At 66.3% G+C, this 21204-nt stretch carries 14 protein-coding genes; 11 read left to right on the top strand and 3 right to left on the bottom strand.

Annotated elements, in window-relative coordinates; all coding sequences use genetic code 11:
• The first annotated feature begins 118 nt into the window (after positions 1-118).
• The 10 genes from AC25ND_RS20200 to AC25ND_RS20245 all read left to right on the top strand — a co-directional run bounded on the left by AC25ND_RS20200 (position 119) and on the right by AC25ND_RS20245 (position 16836).
• Entirely contained in the window at positions 119-895 is a 777-nt protein-coding gene (locus tag AC25ND_RS20200) for an efflux RND transporter periplasmic adaptor subunit (protein WP_207851889.1), read from the top strand.
• Positions 892-2211 (top strand): efflux RND transporter periplasmic adaptor subunit, encoded by a 1320-nt coding sequence (locus AC25ND_RS20205; RefSeq protein WP_028692051.1) that lies wholly within the window; start codon positions 892-894, stop codon positions 2209-2211. The genes AC25ND_RS20200 and AC25ND_RS20205 overlap by 4 nt, the downstream gene beginning before the upstream one ends.
• Complete coding sequence (locus tag AC25ND_RS20210; RefSeq protein WP_486976551.1) at positions 2208-4304, top strand: site-2 protease family protein; 2097 nt, start codon at positions 2208-2210, stop codon at positions 4302-4304. Before AC25ND_RS20205 ends, AC25ND_RS20210 begins: the two co-directional genes overlap by 4 nt.
• A 25-nt stretch (positions 4305-4329) precedes the next feature.
• Positions 4330-5130, top strand: a complete 801-nt coding sequence (locus AC25ND_RS20215; protein ID WP_028692049.1) for an aspartyl/asparaginyl beta-hydroxylase domain-containing protein — start codon at positions 4330-4332, stop codon at positions 5128-5130.
• Positions 5118-6101: a sulfotransferase gene (locus AC25ND_RS20220; RefSeq protein ID WP_028692048.1), complete on the top strand. Its 984-nt coding sequence runs from the start codon at positions 5118-5120 to the stop codon at positions 6099-6101. The genes AC25ND_RS20215 and AC25ND_RS20220 overlap by 13 nt, the downstream gene beginning before the upstream one ends.
• Before the next feature lie 175 nt (positions 6102-6276).
• Entirely contained in the window at positions 6277-6771 is a 495-nt protein-coding gene (locus tag AC25ND_RS20225; RefSeq protein ID WP_062362016.1) for a GNAT family N-acetyltransferase, read from the top strand.
• A 13-nt stretch (positions 6772-6784) separates the two neighbouring features.
• Positions 6785-7093 (top strand): DUF6916 family protein, encoded by a 309-nt coding sequence (locus AC25ND_RS20230; RefSeq protein WP_062362019.1) that lies wholly within the window; start codon positions 6785-6787, stop codon positions 7091-7093.
• 73 nt (positions 7094-7166) lie between these two features.
• Positions 7167-7757, top strand: coding sequence for a phage tail protein (locus AC25ND_RS20235; RefSeq protein WP_062362022.1), 591 nt, complete (start codon positions 7167-7169; stop codon positions 7755-7757).
• 137 nt (positions 7758-7894) lie between these two features.
• Entirely contained in the window at positions 7895-15277 is a 7383-nt protein-coding gene (locus tag AC25ND_RS20240) for an Ig-like domain-containing protein (RefSeq protein WP_486976552.1), read from the top strand.
• A gap of 62 nt (positions 15278-15339) precedes the next feature.
• On the top strand, positions 15340-16836 hold the full coding sequence (locus AC25ND_RS20245) for a TolC family protein (protein WP_028692044.1): 1497 nt from the start codon (positions 15340-15342) through the stop codon (positions 16834-16836).
• A 32-nt stretch (positions 16837-16868) separates the two neighbouring features.
• Here AC25ND_RS20245 and cysC read toward each other — a convergent pair whose 3' ends face one another.
• Genes cysC through AC25ND_RS20260 form a run of 3 tightly spaced genes read right to left on the bottom strand, consistent with a single transcriptional unit; the run spans position 16869 to position 19379 of the window.
• On the bottom strand, positions 16869-17444 hold the full coding sequence (gene cysC, locus AC25ND_RS20250) for an adenylyl-sulfate kinase (RefSeq protein ID WP_486971346.1): 576 nt from the start codon (positions 17442-17444) through the stop codon (positions 16869-16871).
• A 56-nt stretch (positions 17445-17500) separates the two neighbouring features.
• A complete protein-coding gene (locus tag AC25ND_RS20255; RefSeq protein WP_486971347.1) occupies positions 17501-18517 on the bottom strand; it encodes a hypothetical protein in 1017 nt (338 codons plus the stop codon).
• Positions 18507-19379 carry a LysR family transcriptional regulator gene (locus tag AC25ND_RS20260; RefSeq protein ID WP_486971348.1) on the bottom strand — a complete coding sequence of 291 codons (873 nt, stop codon included), beginning with the start codon at positions 19377-19379 and terminating at the stop codon, positions 18507-18509. The genes AC25ND_RS20255 and AC25ND_RS20260 overlap by 11 nt, the downstream gene beginning before the upstream one ends.
• A gap of 149 nt (positions 19380-19528) precedes the next feature.
• Here AC25ND_RS20260 and AC25ND_RS20265 point away from each other — a divergent pair, with 149 nt between their 5' ends.
• Positions 19529-21085, top strand: coding sequence for an MFS transporter (locus AC25ND_RS20265; protein WP_486976553.1), 1557 nt, complete (start codon positions 19529-19531; stop codon positions 21083-21085).
• Positions 21086-21204 lie beyond the last annotated feature (119 nt).

Genomic DNA, 21204 nt, shown 5'->3' on the forward strand with positions numbered 1-21204 from the left:
CCACTCGGAGGATTTGCCGGATCCTTCGAGTCGCCCGGTTCTTCATCCAGGTGATGTATCCGTGCCATCATTTTTTGCCTTACACTCCCGGCAACCAGCTCGCAAGGGAGTGCGCAACATGCTTCACGGTATCCGTCTGGCTTTGATCTTGTGTGTGTTGCACCTGCCGCTGGCGCATGCCGACGAGTCGCCTGCCGACCCCTTGCTCGACACCGCCTCCAGCAGCAGCGCCGAACAGAATCCCCGTGGCGTGCTGCGGGCCCGTGACCAGGCCGTGTTGTCCAGTGAACTGGCCGGGCGCATCGTCGAAATGCCTTTCGCCGATGGCCAGGACTTCAAAAAGGGCAGCACCCTGGCCCGCTTCGATTGCAGCGCCTATCAAGCCCAGCTCAACGCCGCCCAGGCCGCCGTGCGTGCCGCCAGTGAGGAACTCAGGCACAACCGCCAGTTGGCTGCCCTGAAGTCAGTCGGCCAGTTCGAAGTGTCGCTGGCCGAGGCCAAGCAGGCCCAGGCCCAGGCCGAAGCTCAGGTGTACCAGGTGCAGATCAAACGCTGCGTGGTCAGCGCGCCGTTCGACGGGCGGGTTGTGCAGCGCCGAGCCCAGCCCCATGAAAGCGTGCCCAGCGGTGCGCCGTTGATCGAGGTGGTGGACAATCGCTCGCTGGAAATCCATCTGCTGGTACCCTCACGCTGGTTGGGGCGGCTCAAGCCCGGTCAGCCGTTCGAATTCGTTCCGGATGAAACCGGCAGCCCGCTGCAGGCGCAGGTCAAGCGTGTCGGCGCGCGGATCGACGAAGGCAGCCAGACCCTGCAACTGATCGGTGAACTGCCCAGCGACAGCCAAGGGCTGCTGGCCGGCATGAGCGGTACCGCCCACTTCGCGCAACAGCCATGACCGCCGCTGCCGCAGGTGTGGCCGAGCATGCCTTCGCCCACTTTCTCGGTTTGCAGCGCCAGGCGCGCCAGGCCGCCAGCACCGAGCAGTTGGCTTACAGCATGGTCAATGACGGCCAGGCGTTGTTCGGCTTTCGTCATGCCGCGCTGCTGATCGCTGGCAAGGTTCGGGCGCTGACCGGCATCAGCGTGGTGGAGCCCCATGCGCCGTTCGTGGCGTTCGTCGAGCGCGCCGCTCACCGTTTGCAAAGGGCTGGATTGGCTGCTCAGGCCGCCGTGGTAGACCCGGCCAGGCTGGATGACCAGGCACTGGCCGACTGGCAATCATTGTCGGCCGCTCATGCCTATTGGTTGCCGCTGCTCGACCGCAACGGCGACGTGTTCGGTGGCCTGTGGCTGGCCCGTGATCAAGCCTTCACCCCCGCCGAGCAGGCCCTGCTCAACCAGTTGGGCGATACCTACGCCCATGCCTGGCTGGCCCTGCACCCGGTCCGCCCCTGGCGCCTGCGCTGGCCACGGCGGCGTCTGCTGACGGTGGCCGCAGCACTGTTGCTGGTATTGCTGGTGCCGGTGCGCCAGTCGGTGCTGGCACCGGCCGAGGTCGTGCCACGGGCGGGACGGGTGGTCGCCGCGCCGCTGGACGGGGTGATCGCCGAATTTCTGGTCAAGCCCAACCAGACGGTCGCCGTTGGCGACGTGCTGGTGCGCTTCGATGCCACCACGCTCAAGGCCCAGGCCGACGTCGCCGGGCGCGCCCTTGGCGTGGCCGAGGCTGAGCTCAAGGCCAGCACCCAGCGCGCCTTCAGCGACGCCGAGTCCAACGCACGCCTTGATCTGCTGGCTGCTCGTGTGGAGCAGAAGCGTGCCGAGCTGGATTACGCCCGCCAGCTCCTCGGCCGCAGCGAGATCCGCGCCGAGCGCGCGGGGATCGCGGTGTTCGCCGATGCCGAGCGCTGGACCGGCAAGCCGGTGCAGACCGGCGAGCGGCTGATGCAACTGGCTGATCCGCAGCAGGCCGAGCTGCGCCTGGAACTGCCGGTGGGCGATGCCATCGCCTTGCAGCCTGGCGCCGAGGTGGCGCTGTTTCTCGACAGCGATCCGCTGCATCGCCATGGTGCTCGTCTGCAGCGCGCCGCCTACGAGGCCCAGGCGACTGCCGCCGGGCAGCTCGCCTACCGGCTTGATGCCGGTTTCGAGGAGGCGCCGCCGCGGATCGGCCTGCGCGGGACCGCCAAGCTGTATGGCGAGCGCGCGCCGCTGGTCTACTACCTGCTGCGTCGACCACTGGCGGCATTGCGCCAGGGGCTAGGGCTATGAACCTGCCGCCGCTGCGGGCCGACCTGCAACTGTCCGCGGCGGCGCCTGGCCACGATGGCGCGCCCCAGTGGACCCTCGCCGACCCGTTGCGCGGGCGCTACTTCAAACTCGGTGCCATTGCCGTGCGCTTGCTGCAACACTGGCGCCTGGGCGACCCGCAGCATGTGCTGGCGGCGGCCAATGCCGAACCCGGCCTGGCCGTCGACCAGCAGGCGCTGGAAGAACTGTTGCTGTTCCTCGGCCAGCACGATCTGATCAGCGCCGAGGACGCCCGCCAGCGCGACAGCTATGCGACCAAGGCCGCCGCGAGCCGTCAGAGCCTGTGGACGCGCGTGCTGCACCAGTACCTGTTCTTCCGGATTCCGTTGTGGCGTCCGGACGCTTTCCTCAATCGTGCCTGGCCGGTACTCGAACGTTATGGCGGCTGGATGGTGCGCGTGGCCCTGCCGCTGCTGCTGGCGTTGGGCGTGTTCCTGGTGGCGCGCGACTGGTCGCGCTTCATCGCCACCTTCCCGCACCTGTTCAGCCTGGGCGGCATCCTCGCCTTCGGCGTGGCGCTGGGGTTCGCCAAGCTCTGCCACGAGTTCGGCCATGCGTTCATGGCCAAGCGTGCCGGCTGCCGGGTGCAGAGCATGGGGCTGGCGTTCATGGTGCTGCTGCCGATGTTCTATACCGATGTCAGCGATGCCTGGCGGGTGCGTGACCGCCGTTCGCGGCTGCTGATCGACGCCGGCGGGGTGTTCGCCGAGCTGGTGCTGGCGGTTTTGGCGCTGCTGGCCTGGTCGCTGTTGCCCGATGGCCCGGCGCGCACGGCGGCATTCATGCTGGCCAGTGCCACCTGGATCACCACCTTGCTGGTCAACCTCAACCCGTTCATGCGCTTCGATGGCTACTTCCTGGTGAGTGACCTGTGGGGTGTCGAGAACCTGCAGCAGCGCGCCTTCGCCCTGTGTCGCTGGCGTCTGCGCGAGGCCCTGTTCGGCTATGGCGAGCCGGCTCCAGAAGCCTGGCCGCCGGTGATGCGCCGGCGATTGCTGGTCTGGGGGTATGGCGCCTGGCTATGGCGCGCGGTCTTGTTCTTCGGTATCGCCCTGGCGGTGTATCACCTGTTCTTCAAGGTGTTGGGCATCTTCCTGATGCTGGTGGAACTGGTGTGGTTCATCGGCCTGCCAGTGTGGAAGGAGCTGCAGCAGTGGTGGCTGCGCCGTGGTCAGGCGGCGCCGGGCAAGGCATTGCGGGGCGCAGCCGTGCTGGCGCTGCTGCTGGCCGTGCTGGTGGTGCCCTGGCGCGGCGCGGTGGACGTGCCGGCGATGCTCGAGGCGTCCCGGGTCAGCGCCTTGCACGCGCCCGTGGCGGCTCGGGTGAAGCGTCTGCCGGTGCGTGAAGGGCAGGTGGTCGCCCAGGGGGAGTTACTACTGGAGCTGGAGTCACCCGACCTGGCTTCGCGCCAGTCCATCGTGCGTCGCGAGATCGACATCCTGCAGTTGCTGTTGCGGCGTCAGGCCGGCCGCAGCGAGACGGCGGGCGATGCCGGCGTGCTTGAGCAGCAGTTGGCCGAGGCCGTAGCCGAATACCGCGGGCTGGCGGCCCAGCGTGAGCGCCTACAGCTGCGGGCGCCGCGTGCGGGGGTACTGCGTGACCTGCCGACCGACCTGGCCCCAGGACAATGGGTCAGCCCGGCACAGACACTCGGCCGTGTGGTCGAGCCAGGCCTGCGCCTGCGGGGCTATCTGGCCGAGGCCGATCTGTGGCGCGTGGCGGTTGGCAGCGAGGGACGTTTCATCGCCGATGACCCGGGGCGGCCGGCGTTGCCGGTGCGCGTCGAGCAGGTCGATGCCACTGGCGTGGCGGTGCTGGAGCTCGAGGCGCTGGCGTCCGATCGCCATGGGCCGGTGGCCGTGCGTCGCGATGCCCAGCAGCGCGCGGAGCCGGTGCAGGCGCAATACGGCGTACGCTTGAGCCCGCTGGCCGAGATGCCCGACGTGAACCAGCCACTGCGCGGGGTGGTGGTGCTCGATGGGGCCCGGGAGTCGCTGCTGGGCAGCGCCTGGCGTCGGCTGGCGGCATTGGGCGTGCGCGAGAGCGGTTTCTAGTAAGCATTCACTGCGAGGGCGCTGCATGAGTGAGGTCACGTTGCCGCGTTGTTCCCGACTGGCTTTGGCCACGGACTTACCGGCATTGCTGCAGGCATTGGCCCGGGTACGGGCCGAGGCCTGGCAGGCGCATTTCAACAGGGGGTATCACGAGGGGGACTGGAGTGGTGTGGCCTTGGTCACCGCCGAGGATGCCTCGGTGCCACTGGCTCCTGGCCTGGGCGCTCCCAAAGACCTGATCTGGTGGCAGGGCGAAGCAGCCTGGCAAGCAGTGCTGGCGCCGTTCCAGTCCTCGCTGCGCGCCGCCCGTCTGCTGCGCCTGGGGGAGGGTGCCAGGATCCACGAGCACCGCGACCCCGACCTGGGGCGCCCCGGCGGCTGCCTGCGCCTGCACATTCCTTTGATCAGCCCGCCCGGCGTTGAATTTCTGGTGGACGACCTGCAGGTGCCGATGTGCCCCGGCGAATGCTGGTTCATCGACCTGTCGCGACCTCACCGAGTCAACAACCCCGGGCCCGGCGAACGCATCCACCTGGTGCTCGACTGCACGCCAGCCCCTTGGCTGCTGGCACTGATCGAGGAGGGGCTGGCGCGCACGCCAACGTTGCAGGTGGGCAGGGCGGGGCAGGCATTCGAACGGTTCCGTCAGCAGGTGGCCGAGTCTGCGGCGTTGGCCGCACGCCTGCAGGCACTTGAGGACCCTCGAGCATTCGTCGCCGAGGCCGTGCGATTGGGCGCCGAGCATGGGCAGTTTTTTTCCGACGCAGAGGTCTTGGCCGCCATGCGCCGGGGCAAGCAGGCATGGAGCGATCAATGGCGCGTATGAATACTCCGCTGGACTTCCAGGGCTGGCTGCCCATTCGCCTCTGGCAAGGCGACGCCGGCTGGCGGGTGGACTGGTGCTGGTTTGGCGAGCGGCGCCTGACCCGGCCATTCTTCCGCGACGATGTCGACCTGGCGCTGCGCCTGCCGTTCAACCAGGCGATGCGCCGTGAAACCGATGTCCAGGCGCTGCTCGACGGGTATGCACGCAGTCCGGGCCTGAGCCCCACGGCCCTGCTGTTCCACGCTTCACGTTGTGGTTCGACCCTGGTCGCTCAGTTGCTGGCCAGCCAGCCCCGTAACATCGTGCTGTCCGAACCTGCGCCGCTGGACAACCTGCTGCGCGCCGCGCGCCAGGATCCAGCCGCTGCAAGCTGGCAAGCCGAGGCCCTGCGCGCACTGTGCTCGGCCTATGGCCAGCGCCGCCAGGGTGACGAGCAGCAACTGCTGATCAAGCTCGACGCCTGGAACATCTTCGACGCACCGCTGCTGACGGCGCTGTATCCCGATGCGGCCCGGGTATTCCTCTACCGCGACCCACTGGAAATCGTTGTCTCGCAACTGCGCCAGGCGGGCATGCACCGGGTGCCGGGGCTGCTTGGTGCTTCGGGCCTCGACAGCCTGCTGCCAGCCCCCCAAGCCATGGGCACGGTGGAATACACCTGCCGGATGATTGGCGAAATTCTCGCGGCTGGCCTAACGTTGTGCGAACGCCACGGCGCCATCGCCGTGAACTACAGCGAATTGCCCGACGCCGTCTGGGGACGCCTCGGGCCACTGTTCGGCATCCAGCCAGGCGATGTGGCTGACCTGCGCGCCGTCGCGGCCTTCGACGCCAAGCAGCCGGCCATGAACTTCAGCGCCGACAGCCAGCGCAAGCGCGAGGAGGCCGACGACGAAATACGGGCTGCGGTCATCCGTTGGGCCCAGGCGCCTTACAACGCGTTGGAATCCATACGGTTGCGAAACGTCTAGGAAATGGCGTCAAACGACCTCGAACGGGTGTTTGAGAAAAAAGTTGAAAAGACCCTGTTTGGGTAGTGGCTATTTGCCTTGCTCTTCGGCTACGCTGCTGCAGATTGTGTAGGACAATTCACTTGGATGTGCGCCCCTCACCATGGGGTAACCTTATGCAGGGAAGCCATACCCGATGTCCATTTCCGAGGTGAGCCTCCGTCCCATCGTGGACGTCGACCGGGCGTTCCTGCGCACCCTCTACGGCACCACCCGTGCCGCCGAAATGGCCCTGCTGCCGTGGCCCCAGGCCGCCATCGATGTGTTCCTCGACCAGCAGTTCCAAGCCCAGCACGACTATTACCAAGTCCAGTTCGCCGACGCCGACTTCTTCATCATCGAAGTGGCGGGCGAGCCCATTGGCCGCGTCTACCTGCACTGGACCGACAGCCACGTGCAGTTCATCGACATGGCCCTGCTGCCCGCCTGGTGCGGGCGCGGCATCGGCAGCCGGTTACTCGGGCAGTGGCTGGCACACGCCGATGCCGACGGCCTCAGCGCCGGCCTGCATGTCACCCCTCATAACCCGGCCTTGCGGCTTTACCAGCGCTGCGGGTTCGAGGTGGTCGGCGAGACCGGCCTGTCTCTGAAGATGCGCCGCCCGGCGTCCGCCCTTGCCATTCGTGCCTGAAGGATCAGCCGCCATGCATGCCATGCCCAGCTTCGCCGATTTGCATCAGGCCACCGGCAGCCACTTCCAGCTGTGGATCAGCGACGAACAGGCGCTCCAGGCGCAACTGCTGGCCGTGACCGAAGGACCGGCCATGTCGCCGCGTCACCAGCGTTATGCCGCGGAGTTCGCCCTGCCGGCCGGCACGGTGCTGCCGCAAGCGCTGTTTCGCCTGTCGCCACCGGGCGAGGAGGGCTGGCTACTGATGATGACCCCGGTAGGCCCCGACAGCGATGGGCGACCGGTGCTTGAAGCGATTTTCCACGTCGAGCGGCCGCTCTGAGGGCGGCTGTCATGCGTGATTTCCCGCGGGCCATGGGGCCCGCTCTTGCGGTGTTGTCAGAGGAGTGCAGCAAATGAGTGAGCCGTATCTCGGTCAGATCACCTTGTTCGCGGGCAACTTCGCCCCACGGGGCTGGGCCTTTTGCCAAGGGCAGATTCTGAGCATTGCCCAGAACACTGCGTTGTTCTCGATCCTGGGCACCACCTACGGTGGCAACGGTCAGACCACGTTCGCGCTGCCTGATCTGCGTGGTCGTGCGCCGGTCCAGCAGGGACAGGGCCCCGGATTGCCGATTGTCGACCTCGGCGAGGCGGCCGGTACGCCAACGGTCACCCTGACATCGCTGAACATGGTGCCGCAGGCGGTGAACATTCCGGCCAGTACCGTGTCGGTCGCCATTCCGGCCGCCGAAGGTGATGCCGATCTGCCCGCGCCTTCGACCACTGGCGTGTTGGCCAAACCCAAGGACACCACCGGTTCCGGCGCCGCAATCGACATCTACGCCTCGACCACCAGCAACACGACGCTCAAGCCATTCAACGTCACCATCCCGGCCTCCACGGGCGTGACCAGCGGCGGTAACCAGCCGTTCTCGATCCAGAGCCCTTACCTGGGCATCAACTTCATCATCGCCACCAGCGGTATCTTCCCGTCGCGCAACTGATGTCGGGCAGGTAGCAGGAGGACTGCGGGGCGCACATCGGCGCCCCGCCGTCTGTTCAGGATTTCCCAACAAGGACAGGCCGTCCTCATTCGCAAGGATGGCAAGCATAACCAGCCCCAGGGCTGAGCGAGGGCATCATGGCATTCTGGAAACGCGGCAAGGCCACCCACACAACCACTGTTTCCACAAGCCGCCCGAGCCTTATCCAGGCCCTGGAGCCACGCATGATGTTCGACGCCTCGGTGGGCGTGGTCGCCGACCAGGGGGCTCAGGCAGTCGAGACGGCGGCTGCCGCAGCCAAGGACACCAGCGCCGCCAGCGATGCGGCCAGCACCCGCGACAGCGCCACCCACGAGCCCGTCCACGAGGCGGCGCCCGCCACCGCGCCGGTCACGGCAGCCTCGGGCAACCACGAAGTCGTGTTCGTCGACTCCGCCGTCAGCGACTACCAGAAGCTCATTGCCGGCCTGCCCGCCGGGGTCGAAGTGGTGGTGCTGGAGAACGGCAAGGATGGTTTCAAGCAGATCGCCGATTACCTCGATGGCCGCAACGACGTGACCTCGATCGATATCATCAGCCACGGTGACAAGGGCTATGTCTACCTGGCCGGCAACGCCATCTGGGCCAACCAGCTGGCCAGCCATGGCGCGGACCTTGCGCGTATTGGCAGCAGCCTGGCGCCGGGCGGTGACATCCGGTTCTTTGCCTGCAACACCGGGGCCGGCAGCGACGGCCAGCTGTTCGTCAACGAAGTGGCGCGGCTCAGCGGTGCGGATGTAGGCGCTTCGTCCGACGCCACCGGTAACCGCGCCGGCGAGGACTGGGCGCTGGAGACCGTCTCCGGGGTGGTTGCAACGGACGTCGGCGTGCAGCGTGGCAACCTGTCGGCTTTCAACACTTCGCTTGCGACCATCACCGTCACCACCACCGATGCGTCGGCCATCACCAACGATGGCCAGGTGTCCCTGGCCGAGGCCATCCAGGCCGCGAACACCGACACCTCGGTGGACGGCTCGGCCGCAGGCAGCGGCAGCGACATCATCGTGTTCCACCAGAACCTGAAAGGGCAGACCATCCGCTGGTCCTCGGCCACGGCACTGGCGGTGACCAGCAACATCACCATCAACGGTGATGTCGACGGCGACGGCAAGGGCGACATCATCTTGAGCGGTGACGTCAACAACAACGGTACCCGCGATACCCTCGAAGCCTCGGGCCTGCAAAGCAACGGCGGGGGCGTGCTGACCGTGCGCAACCTGGATTTCCGTCATTTCTCCAGCAACATCGCTGGCGGCGCGATCCGCGCCAACGGCGGCTCGATCACCGTCGAGGACTCCAACTTCGAGAGCAACGCCGGCACGGTGATCAACTCGGCGACCACCGCAGGATCCACCGTGGTGGTGCGCAACACGACGATCCACGACAACAGCGCCAGCATTGTCGGCGGCACCGCCATGTCGACGCTCGTGCGCCTGGGCGGCGCCAACAACCACGTGCTGGAAAACGTCGCCATCTACAACAACACCGGCACCTACGGCGCCACCGGCACGGTGGCGGCCGGCTCGATCATCGTGCTGAGCAACAGCGGGGGCACGGTGCGCATCACCAACAGCACCATCGCCAACAACGTGTTCCTCAACACCAGTACCGGTAGCATCGCCTCGGGCGGCCTCGGCTGGGTCAGCGGCCAGGCCGGCACGGTGACGGTGCAGAACAGCATTTTCACCGGCAATACCGTGAACGGCACCCAGCTCGATGCGGCCACCAATGGTGGCGTTGGCGGCGGCTACACCAGCACCACCAACTTGATCGGTACCGCGGTCAACTTCGTCAACACCGCCACCGGTGACTACCGCTTGGCCAGCACCGCCAGCAACGCCATCGACCAGGGCACCCTCGCCGGCGCACCGCTCACCGACCTGCGCGGCTTCGACCGGCCCCGTGGCGGTGGCGTTGATATCGGCGCCTACGAGGTGCTGTATTCGGCGCCGCCGGTGGTCGACCTGGACACCGGCACCGGGGGCAACGACAGCACGGTCAACTTCACCGGCAGCCCGGTGGCCATCGTGCCGAACATCAGCCTCACCCAGACCGACGGCGACACCCAGGTCAGCGGTGCGACCTTGACCCTCGGTGGCGTGCTCGACGGCGGCAACGAAACCTTGTCGCTCAGCGCCGGGCAGATCGCCACCGCGGCCAGCTACGGCATCACCATCAGCGGCTCCGGCACCACGGTGCTGTCGCTCAGCGGTGTGGCCACCCTGGCCCAGTACCGCTCGATCCTCGCCGTGGTCGCCTACGGCAACAGCACCGGGGCATACACCAGCGGCACGCGCAGCGTAACGGTCAGCGTCAATGACGACATGGGCAGCACCACCCGCACCGCTTCGGTGGTGGTCCAGCCACTCAACGCCGCGCCGGTGATCGCCAACCTCAACGGCGACAGTCAGACCTTCACCCAAGGCGCAGGCTCGGTGCTGCTCGACAGCGGCGGCAATGCCACCGTCACCGACAGCGACTCGGTCGACTTCGCCGGCGGCAACCTGACCGTGGCGGTGAGCGCCAACGGCGTAGCCGGCGAAGATGTGCTGGGCATTCGCAACCAGGGCAATGGCGCCGGGCAGATCGGCGTCAGCGGCAACACGGTCAGCTACGGCGGCGTGGCCATCGGCACCTATACCGGAGGCACGGGGGGCGCAAACCTGGTGCTGACATTCAACGGCAATGCCACGGCGGCGGCGGTCCAGGCGGTGGTGCGCAACCTCACCTACGACAACAGCAATGCCGCCAACAGCATCGGCCAGGCCACCCGTACCTTGTCGGTCACGGTCAACGATGGCGATGGTGGCACTTCGAGCGCGGCATCGGTGTCGGTGGCCATCCACGAGACCGTCCCGCCCACCGCCACCATCACACTCAGCGACACGGCCCTCAAAGTGGGCGAGACCGCCACGGTGACGATCACCTTCAGCGAGGTGGTGACCGGCTTCACCAATACCGACCTGACGGTGGCCAACGGCACCTTGAGCGCGGTGTCCAGCAGCGATGGCGGCAAGACCTGGACCGCCACCTTCACCCCGACCAACAACCTCACCAATGCCAGCAACGTCATTACCCTGAACAACGCAGGCGTCACCGATCTGGCCGGCAATGCTGGCGCCGGCACCACCAGCTCGGCCAACTACAGCATCGATACCGTGCGCCCGACCGCGACCATCGTGGTCACCGACAGCAACCTGACCATCGGTGAAACTTCGCTGGTGACCATCACCTTCAGCGAGGCGGTGACCGGCTTCACCAATGCCGACCTGAACGTGGCCAACGGCACCTTGAGCGCGGTGTCCAGCAGTGATGGCGGCATCACCTGGACGGCGACGTTTACCCCGACCAGCGCCATCACCGACGCGACCAACGTCATCACCCTGGACAACACCGGCGTGACCGACCTGGCGGGTAACGCCGGCAGCGGCACCACCAACTCGAACAACTACGCCATCGATACCGTGCGCCCGACCGCGACCATCGTGGTGGCCGACAGCAGCCTGAGGATCGGTGAAACCTCGCTGGTGACCATCACCTTCAGCGAAGCGGTGACCGGCTTCACCAATGCCGACCTGAACGTGGCCAACGGTACCTTGAGCGCGGTGTCCAGCAGTGATGGCGGCATCACCTGGACGGCGACCTTCACGCCGACCAGCGCCATCACCGACGCGACCAACGTCATCACCCTGGACAACACTGGGGTGACCGATGCCGCCGGCAACGCTGGGGCCGGTACCACCGACTCGAACAACTTCGCCATCGACACCCAGCGCCCGACCGCGACCATCGCGGTGGCCGACAGCAACCTGGCCATCGGCCAGACGTCGCTGGTAACCATCACCTTCAGCGAGGCGGTGACCGGCTTCAGCAATGCCGACCTGAGCGTGGCCAACGGCACCCTGAGCGCGGTGTCCAGTAGCGATGGTGGCATCACCTGGACGGCGACCTTTACCCCGACCAGCGCCATCACCGACGCGACCAACGTCATCACCCTGGACAACACTGGGGTGACCGATGCCGCCGGCAACGCTGGCGCCGGGACCACCGACTCGAACAACTACGCCATCGACACCCAGCGCCCGACCGCGACCATCGTGTTGGCCGACAGCAACCTGACCGTGGGTGAGACCACCACGGTGACCATCACCTTCAGCGAAGCGGTGAGCGGCTTCACCCTGGCCGACCTGACGGCGCCCAACGGCACCTTGAGCGGGCTGTCCAGCAGCGACGGCGGCATCACCTGGACGGCCACCTTTACCCCGACGGTCAACGTGCAGGACACCACCAACGTCATCACCTTGAACAACACCGGGGTGGCCGACTTGGCCGGCAATGCCGGTGCCGGTACCACCAGCTCCGCCAACTACACAGTCAGTACCCTGCAGCCCACGGCGACGGTGGTGGTGAGCAACCCGGCCCTGCGCGTGGGCGACACCAGCCAGGTGACCTTCACCTTCAGCGAGGCGGTGACCGGTTTCACCAATGCCGACCTGACGGTGGCCAACGGCACCTTGAGCGCGGTGTCCAGCAGCGACGGCGGCATCACGTGGACCGCCACCTTCACCCCGACCGGCAACATCACCGACAGCACCAACCTGATCGTCCTCGACAACAGCGGCGTGGTCGGCGCGAGCAGCGGCAACGCTGGCTCCGGCACCACCAGCTCGAACAACTACGCCATCGACACCCAGCGCCCGACCGCCACCATCGTGGTGGCCGACAGCAACCTGACCATCGGCCAGACGTCACTGGTGACCATCACCTTCAGCGAGGCGGTGACCGGCTTCACCAATGCCGACCTGACGATCGCCAACGGCACCCTGAGCGCGGTGAGCAGCAGCGACGGCGGCGTGACCTGGACCGCGACCCTGACCCCGGCCGCCGGTATCACCGACACCAGCAACCTGATCACCCTGGACAACACAGGTGTGACGGATATCGCGGGCAACGCCGGCACCGGCAGCACCGATTCGAACAACTACGCCATCGACAGCCAGCGCCCGACAGCCACTATCGTGATCGCCGACCCCAATCTGACAGCGGGGGAGACCACCACGGTAACCTTCACCTTCAGCGAAGCGGTGACCGGTTTCACCAACGCCGACCTCTCGGTGGCCAATGGCACCCTGAGCGCCGTGAGCAGCAGCGACGGCGGTATCACCTGGACTGCCACCTTCACCCCGAGCAATGGGGTGAGGGACCTCAGCAATGTGATCACCCTGAACAATACCGGTGTCAGCGACCTGGCCGGCAACGCCGGTGTCGGCACTACCTCGTCGGCCAACTACACAGTCGACACCGTCGTCCCCACGGCCACCGTCGTGGTCGCCGACACGGCCCTGCGCGTTGGCGAGACATCACTGGTGACCATCACCTTCAGCGAAACGGTCAGCGGTTTTACCCTGGCCGACCTGAGCGTGGCCAACGGTACCTTGAGCGGGTTGAGCAGCAGCGATGGCGGCATCACCTGGACCGCGACCCTGACCCCAACCAGCAATGTCGAGGACACCAGCAACCTGATCACCCTGGACAATACCGGCGTCGTGGGTGCGAGCTCCGGCAACGCCGGGATAGGCAGCACCGACTCCAACAACTATGCCATCGACACCCGAGCGCCCAGCGTGACCAGCGTCGGAGGCCCGGCCGGGGTTTCCTACAACGCAGGCGACGCTCTGGTGTTCGTGGTCAACGCCAGCGAAGCTGTGCAGGTGGCGGGTTCGCCGCGCCTGGCCCTGGACATCGGCGGCCACACGGTGTTCGCCGACCTGGTGGCTGGGGCCGGCACCACGACCCTGGTGTTCCAGTACACCATCCAGCCCGGCGACAACGACAGCGATGGTGTCACCGTCACCGGTCTCACCGCCAATGGCGCGACCCTCACCGACGCTGCGGGCAACGCCATGAACCTGACCCTCAATGGTGTGTCCGACACCCATCAGGTGCTGGTCGACACCCAGGCGCCGACAGCGGTCGGTATCGTCACCCTCGACCCGTCGCCGAGCAATGCACAGAGTGTGCGTTTCACGGTGACTTTCAGTGAACAAGTCAGCGGTGTCGACCTGGCCGACTTCACGCTGGTCGGCAGTGGCTCGGCATCCGGCACGCTCAGTGGCCTGCAAGCGCTGGGCGGCGGTGTCTATGTGATCACCGTCAGCGGTGTGAGCGGGACCGGTACCTTGGGCCTGAACCTCAATGGCAGTGCGACCGGCATCACCGATGTGGCTGGCAACGCGTTGGTCGGGGGGCTCACCGGTGCCGTGTACAGCATCGACCGCGATGCCCCCACGGTGGGCAGTGTCAGTGTGCCGGTCGGCGTCCTCTACAACACCGGCGATGTGCTCACCTTCGTGGTCAACACCAGCGAAGCGGTGGTGGTCGACGGGGTACCCCGTCTTGCCTTGGATGTGGGCGGGCGCACGGTGTACGCCGACTTCGTGGCCGGCTCGGGCACGCCGACACTGGTGTTCCAATATCAAGTCCAGGCCGGTGACAACGATGCCGACGGCATCCAGGTGCTGGGGCTGTCGGCCAACGGGGCGAGCCTGAGGGACGCCGCCGGCAACGCGCTGACACCGGCTCTTGAAAATGTCGGTGACACCCATGGTGTGGTCGTCGATGGTACGCCACCCACCGTGGTGTCGATCGTGGCCAACCCCTCGCCGACACCAGGTGGCCAGTCGTTTACCGTGACCTTCAGTGAGGATGTCAGCGGTGTCGACCTGGCAGACTTCGAGCTGGTGGGCAATGGCAACGCCAGCGGCACCCTGCAATCGCTGGTGCGTCTCGACGGTCGCACCTGGCAAATCAACGTCGGCGGTGTGGCCGGCGCCGGTAGCCTGGCCCTGGCGCTCAGATCCAGTGGTACCGGCATTACCGATGCTGCGGGCAACGCGCTGGTCGGCGGCTTTATCGGGCAAGGCGTGGCCCTGCAGTCGAACGATGGTGATCCGGAGTTCCGGGCCTATCCGCCCGCGCAGCCGGTGCAGGTCAGCCCGGGCATGCCTGTGTCGGTCTCGCCCCTACCGGTGACCGCGCCATACCAGTCACCGCTGTTGCCACAACCGTTGTTCGAGGTTCCGACATCGGGTGGCGGGCTGCCGACCTTGGGCAACCTGTTCATCCACAACGGCGCGCTGGCGCCGAGCTATCTGGCCCAGGTATTCGCCGGTCACCAGGGTGACAGTGCCATCGGCAATGGTTCTGGGGCCGGCTTCCTCGGCTTTGGCGGTGGGGACGCCAATGTCTTCGGGGCCAGCAGCCTGGCCAACATCTTCGACAAGACGCTGCCGGATGACGGTGGCCAGTTCGAGCTCAGCGGCGGCAAGCCGTTCCGCCAGGGAGCGGAGGCAGAGAAGGGTTTGACCGGGGCTCCAACCCTGGGGCAGCAACTGCAGGCCTTCCGGGAGGGGGAGCAACGTCAGGCCAGGCAACTGGCGCAGGCGTTGGGGCAGGTAGAGGTACCCGCGCCGCAGGCATGAGCCAGCGGACGCAAGCTATCCATTAGAAGAACAGCAGTGCCGTACCAAGGGGGCGGACAGGGATGAGCAGAGCATCGAGGATTTTCGCGGTAAGCGTGCTGGCGTTGGCGGTGACGGGGTGCGCGGTCAAGACCCAGCCCATTGACCGCAGCGTCAGCGAGCAGCGGGCAAAGGCCGACCTGGCCAGTATGTTCAAAGGCCAGGAGGCGCTGCACGGGCCGCTGACGTTGCACCAGGCCATGGCCAGGGCGGTCAAGTACAACCTGGAAGCCCGCCTGAAAGTCATGGAGGAGGCCCTGGCCCAGCGCCAGGTTGACCTGGCCAGCTTCGACATGCTGCCACGCATGGCCCTGTCGGCCGGTTATGCCGGGCGCAGTAACGTCAGCGCGTCGAGCAGCCGTAGCGTGCTGACCAACACCCAGTCCCTGGAGCCGTCGACCTCCCAGGACCGTGACCGCGACGTGGCCGACCTGACCATGGTCTGGAACGTTCTCGACTTCGGCGTCAGCTACGTCAGCGCCAAGCAGCAGGGCGACCAGCGCCTGATCGTGCAGGAGCGTCGGCGCAAGGTGGTGCAGACCATCATCCAGGACGTGCGCTCGGCCTATTGGCGGGCCGTGGCTGCCGAACGCCTGCTCAAGCAGATCGATGCGCTGATGGTGCGCGTCGACCAGGCCAGGGACAACAGCCAGCGTCTGGGCGAGCAACGCATCGGCGATCCGATCCAGGCGCTTGGCTACCAGCGCGCGCTGATCGAGGCCACCCGCCAGTTGGAAGAGCAACGTCGGGCCTTGTCGCTGGCCAAGACCGAGCTGGGCGCGTTGATCAACCTGCCGCCCGGCACCGAGCTGACCCTCGCCGCCACCGATGACTACAGCGTGCCGGAGCTCAAGGTGGGCCTCGAAGCGCTGGAGCAGCAGGCCTTGGCGACCCGTCCCGAGCTGCGTGAGCAGGACTATCAGGCACGTATCAGTGCCGCCGAGGTGCGCAAGTCGATGCTGCGCATGTTGCCGGGGTTGGAGTTTTCGGCCGGCGGTCACTACGACAGCAACAGCTTCCTGATCAACCAGCATTGGGCCGATTATGGCGTGAAGGTCACCTGGAACCTGTTCAACGTGCTGTCGGGGCCTGCCTCCATAGATGTGGCCAAGGCCGGCGAGCAGGTGGTCGAGGCACGGCGCCAGGCCATGTCCATGGCTATCCTTGCACAGTTGTACGTGGCCAACGCCAACTACAATGAAGCCCGTCGCCAGTTCACCACCAGCCAGCAACTGGTGAGCCTCGACCAGCAGATCGTCGAGCAACTGCGTAACCGCCACCAGGCACAAGGGATCGGCGAGCTCGAGCTGATCCAGGGCGAGTTGAACGCGCTGCAGGCCGACCTGCGTCGCGATTTGGCTTATGCCGAGCTGCGCAACAGTTATGGCCAGCTGTTCGCCAGCGCCGGCCTCGACCCGTTGCCGCAGAGCCTGCCGTCCAATGAGCTGGCCGATATTGCCCAGGCCTTGAGCAACAATGAGGCGCGCTGGCAGCGTGGCGATATCGCCCCGGGCAGCTGAGCGCAACCAGCAGGCGCGGGGCCAGCCCGCGCCTACTGCGGTTGGTACAGTACCCGCTGCTGTACGTACGCCAGCAGTTGCGCCGTTGCTATCGACAGCGGCACGTGTGCCGTCTCCACCACCAGCTCCGGCCGCTCCGGTACTTCGTAGGGCGCATCGATCCCGGTAAAGGCCGCCAGCTCTCCCGCTCGGGCGCGGCGATACAGGCCTTTGGGATCGCGGGCCTCGCAGATGGCCAGATCAGCGTTGACGTGCACCTCGTGGAAGCCCGCCTTGCAGGCCTGGCGTGCGGCGGCGCGCCCCGCGCGATAAGGTGAGATCAACGCGGCGATGCATATCAGCCCGGCATCGGCGAACAGCGCCGCCACCTCGGCTGTGCGGCGGATGTTTTCATGGCGATCCTCGGGTGAGAATCCCAAGTCGGCATTTAGCCCTGTGCGTAATACATCACCGTCGAGCACGTAGCAGCCATGTCCCAGCTCATGGAGCTCTCGGGCCAGGGCCTGGGCCAGTGTCGACTTTCCCGCGCCTGAGAGTCCGGTAAGCCAGATGACCGCGCCAGATCGGGCACGTGCCGGTGGATGTTCATCGCTTCCTGCGTGATGCACCTTGGGCGTCTCCGAAAGGGGGAGGGGCCCAGTGTACTGCGCGGCGTGGTGGTATGTCAGTGGCCGGAAAACAGCAGTTGGGCAACGCTTGGATCGGTCAGCAGGTGGGCGGGGTCATGGCCAATGCCCGGCAGTACGTACTGGCTATGCGCGAGCGCTATCGACCAGCGCTGGGAAAGTAAAGCCTCGTAGCGCAGGTAGTTGAGTTGCCGCTCGACCCGGTCACGGCCCTGGGCCTGGGCTGCACAGCTGCGGTCCATGATCCGGCTGTGCGGGTGACGGTCGCGCTCGCCGACCAGGTAGGTCACGTCGCGTGCGGCGTAGCGGCTGAGCACCTGGCGGGCATCGAGATGCTGCGTGGCGAAGTAGTCCGGTGCGCCCGGCAGGCCATAGCGGTAACGGTCGTAGTCGGGGCACTGCGCGGCAGCTAAAGGGGCGAAGCCTTCGCCAAGGGGGCGGTTGGCATCCAGGTACAGGTAGGTGGAGGGGCTGGCGACAATGTAGCGCACGTGGATCCCAAGGGCTCGCAGCGCCTGGTCGCCCGTGCCGAGCAGCGTGTAGCGCTGCAACAGTTGGCCGCCGGCGGAATGACCGATCAACGTGATGTCTTCAAGGTGTGGAAATCGATGACGATCGCCAAGGTAGGCGAGAAGGTCGTCGAGCACCGCGAATGCTGAGATGCCGGTGCGTCCGGCCACGGACTCGTGGCCCTGCAGCCATTGGTTTTTTACCCACAAGGGCGCAGTGGGCGTTGTCTGGGGATCGTCTTCGCTGAAGAAGCGGGGGGCCAGCAGCAGCGTGTCGTCCTGGGTGAGTCCCGCATTGCCGAGCAGGATCAGGCCGTTGCGATAGTAGTGGTCGGCATCACGGTGCACGCCATGGAGCACGATCACTGCGTGTTGGACCGGCAGGCGGATGTCGAGCCTGACATTGGCATAGGTGAAGAAAGGGTAGGGCGCAGGCTTGCCCAGCGCCATCGTCTGCATGGCGTCGCCGGCCCACGCGGGCCAGGCCAGGCAGGCGAGCAACGCCAGCAGCACTCGATAACCGGTACGTAGTTGATCATTTGGCACCTTGGCGCACTCCTTCTATATAGCGCAGCACTGCGGGCGACTTTTCGAAGCGGCGGTGCACCAGGCTCAGCCATGAACTTGCCTGGGCGTCGGCGATGGGCCGGTAGTTGACCTGGGGCAAACTGATACGCTGGAACACCGACGCCGGTACCACGGCCACGCCCTGGCCCAGTGACACCAGGGTGAGTACCGCCACCAGGCTGCCCGGTTGCGGCCCCAGGCGCGGGGTGAAGTTGCCCTGGGTGGCAATTGCCAGTGTGCCGGAGACCTGCTCGGGCAAGATGAAGGTTTCGTCGGCCAGGCGTGAGGCCGGGATGGTCTTCAGTTCGTTGAGGCGCGAGCTGGCCGGTAGCGCCAGGACGAAACCTTCCTGATGCAAGGCGACGGCTTTCAGGGGCTGCGGCAGCTCCATCGGTGAACGCAAGTAGGCGAGGTCGAGTTGCCCCTCGTCGACAAGAGAGGGGAGCTCGAGCATGGGCACTTCGCGAATGTTCAGCTGTACGTCGGGATAGGCCTGGACAAACCGACTGACCTGTTGCTGCAGGGTACCGGAGTAAGCTGCCGAGGCAACGTAGCCGAGTTCGATCCTCCCACTGTCGCCGCGACCTGCACGCTGCGCACCCAACTGTGCTGCGTCGAACTGCTGCACCGCCTGTTCGGCCTCGGTAAGCAAGGCATGGCCGGCGGCGGTGAGGCTTACCTCGCGTTGGCTGCGTTCGAACAGCCGCACTCCCAGCTCACGCTCCATGTCCTGGATCTGCCGGCTCAGGGTCGGCGGGGCGATGCCCAGTTGCTCGGCGGCGCGGGTGAAGTGGCCGTGACGGGCGACGGCAAGGAAGTAGCGGAAGTGACGTATCTCCATGGGGCCTCGTTAGCCAGGCGCTAATGACGCGGGACGTGCTGGCTAACAAGCCAGGTGCCCGGCGGCGTTATGGTGAAGGCAACACTACAAGGCTGGCGTCGTGGCGGTAAAGCGGCGACGACCCGCCTGCTCTTTGTAACGGAGCCTTCATGCCTGCCGCCGCCTCACCGCGCTTCACCCTGTTCACCGCCTCGGCGGTGTGCGCCTTGATCATCCTCGACACCAACATCGTCGCGGTTAGCCTGCCCAGCATTGCCCGTGATCTGTCCGGCTCGTTCAGCAACATCGAATGGGTGGTCAGTGCGTATTTGCTGGCGTTCGCTGCCTGTCTGCTACCCGCTGGCAGCCTGGCCGACCGCTTCGGCAGGCGGCGCATGCTGCTGCTCGGCCTGGCGCTGTTCGGCGCTGCCTCGCTGGCGTGCGGCGCCGCGCCCAGCCTGTTGTTCCTTGATCTGGCCCGCGCAGCCAAGGGCATCGGTGCCGCGTTGTTGCTGACTGCCGCGCTGGCCGCCATCGGCCACCGTTTCCACGCACCGCAGGAACGCATGCGGGCCTGGGCCTTCTGGGGCGCCTGCATGGGCGCGACCATCACCTTCGCACCGCTGCTCGGTGGGCTGATCGCCAGTACCTTGGGCTGGCGCTGGATCTTCTATATCAACCTGCCGCTGGTGATCGTGCTGGCGTTCATGGTCGCAAGCAGTATCGAGGAGTCCCGCGACGGTTCGGCGGCGCGGTTCGATCCACTGGGCAGCCTGACTTTCGCCGGAGGCCTGGGCTACCTGACCTGGGCCTTGATCGACGCCAATCGGGTTGGTTGGGATAGCGCCCCCACGTTGGGGCGTCTGCTGATCGGCGTGTTCCTGCTTGGCTTGTTCGTGATGGTCGAGCGCAGCCAGGCGCGGCCGATGGTCGACCTCGGCCTGATGCGCAGCGGGCGTTTCATCGGGGCCTTGCTGGGGATGCTCGCCTATGCCGCCTGTGCGCAGGTGATGATGACCTTGCTGCCGCTGTACCTGCAGAGCGGCTTGCAGCTCTCGGCCCTGGTCGCGGGCGCGGGCATGCTGCCGTTCGCCGTGGCCATGCTGCTCACGCCTCGGTTGGGCATGCGCATGGCTGCGCGCCTGTCGCCGGCCCAGGTGTTCGCATTGGGGTTGGTCCTGGTCGGGGTGGGCAACCTGGCCTGCGCCTGGGCCACCGGCCAGAGTGGCTATGCCGCGTTCGCCCTGGCCAGTGTCGTGCTGGGCGCCGGAGCCGGGCTGCTCAATGGTGATACGCAGAAGAACATCATGGCCTGCGTGCCGCGTGAGCGCACCGGTATGGCTTCGGGGCTGAGCACCACCACGCGCTTCGGGGCCATCGTCCTTGCCATAGGCATTCTTGGCGGCATCCTTGCGGCGCGCAGTGGGCAACTGCTGCGCGATGCCCTGACGGTCCAGGGACCCGAGGCGTTGGGTGTGGCGGGGGAGATGGCTACGCGGGTGGCAGCGGGGGATCTGCATGCCGCGTTGGCGTTGCTCGACCCAAGGCTGAGAGAGGTGGCGGCACCACTGGCGCGCCAGGCGTTCATCGGCGGCTTCGAGGCGGTGCTGTGCAGCGCGGGTGTCGCGGCGCTGATTTTTGCGGTGCTGGTGGGGGTATTGCTGAACAAGCCCTTGCCGATCGGGGAGGCTCCTCATCAGACAGCGCCGGACATTGCAAATATATGAAATAAACGGTTGACGGGCTTTCAGATCCCCTTATAATGCGCCCCACTTCCAGCGACATCGGGACGAAAAACTCCTTGAATATCAAAGAGTTGATTGTTGAAGAGGGTGGCGGAGGTGCT

The sequence above is a fragment of the Pseudomonas sp. P110(2024) genome (assembly GCF_057480795.1).

Coding starts and splice junctions, on each gene's coding strand:
- AC25ND_RS20200 (WP_207851889.1), top strand. CDS start 119: ATGCTTCACGGTATCCGTCTGGCTTTGATCTTGTGTGTGTTGCACCTG.
- AC25ND_RS20205 (WP_028692051.1), top strand. CDS start 892: ATGACCGCCGCTGCCGCAGGTGTGGCCGAGCATGCCTTCGCCCACTTT.
- AC25ND_RS20210 (WP_486976551.1), top strand. CDS start 2,208: ATGAACCTGCCGCCGCTGCGGGCCGACCTGCAACTGTCCGCGGCGGCG.
- AC25ND_RS20215 (WP_028692049.1), top strand. CDS start 4,330: ATGAGTGAGGTCACGTTGCCGCGTTGTTCCCGACTGGCTTTGGCCACG.
- AC25ND_RS20220 (WP_028692048.1), top strand. CDS start 5,118: ATGGCGCGTATGAATACTCCGCTGGACTTCCAGGGCTGGCTGCCCATT.
- AC25ND_RS20225 (WP_062362016.1), top strand. CDS start 6,277: ATGTCCATTTCCGAGGTGAGCCTCCGTCCCATCGTGGACGTCGACCGG.
- AC25ND_RS20230 (WP_062362019.1), top strand. CDS start 6,785: ATGCATGCCATGCCCAGCTTCGCCGATTTGCATCAGGCCACCGGCAGC.
- AC25ND_RS20235 (WP_062362022.1), top strand. CDS start 7,167: ATGAGTGAGCCGTATCTCGGTCAGATCACCTTGTTCGCGGGCAACTTC.
- AC25ND_RS20240 (WP_486976552.1), top strand. CDS start 7,895: ATGGCATTCTGGAAACGCGGCAAGGCCACCCACACAACCACTGTTTCC.
- AC25ND_RS20245 (WP_028692044.1), top strand. CDS start 15,340: ATGAGCAGAGCATCGAGGATTTTCGCGGTAAGCGTGCTGGCGTTGGCG.
- AC25ND_RS20260 (WP_486971348.1), bottom strand. CDS start 19,379: ATGGAGATACGTCACTTCCGCTACTTCCTTGCCGTCGCCCGTCACGGC.
- AC25ND_RS20265 (WP_486976553.1), top strand. CDS start 19,529: ATGCCTGCCGCCGCCTCACCGCGCTTCACCCTGTTCACCGCCTCGGCG.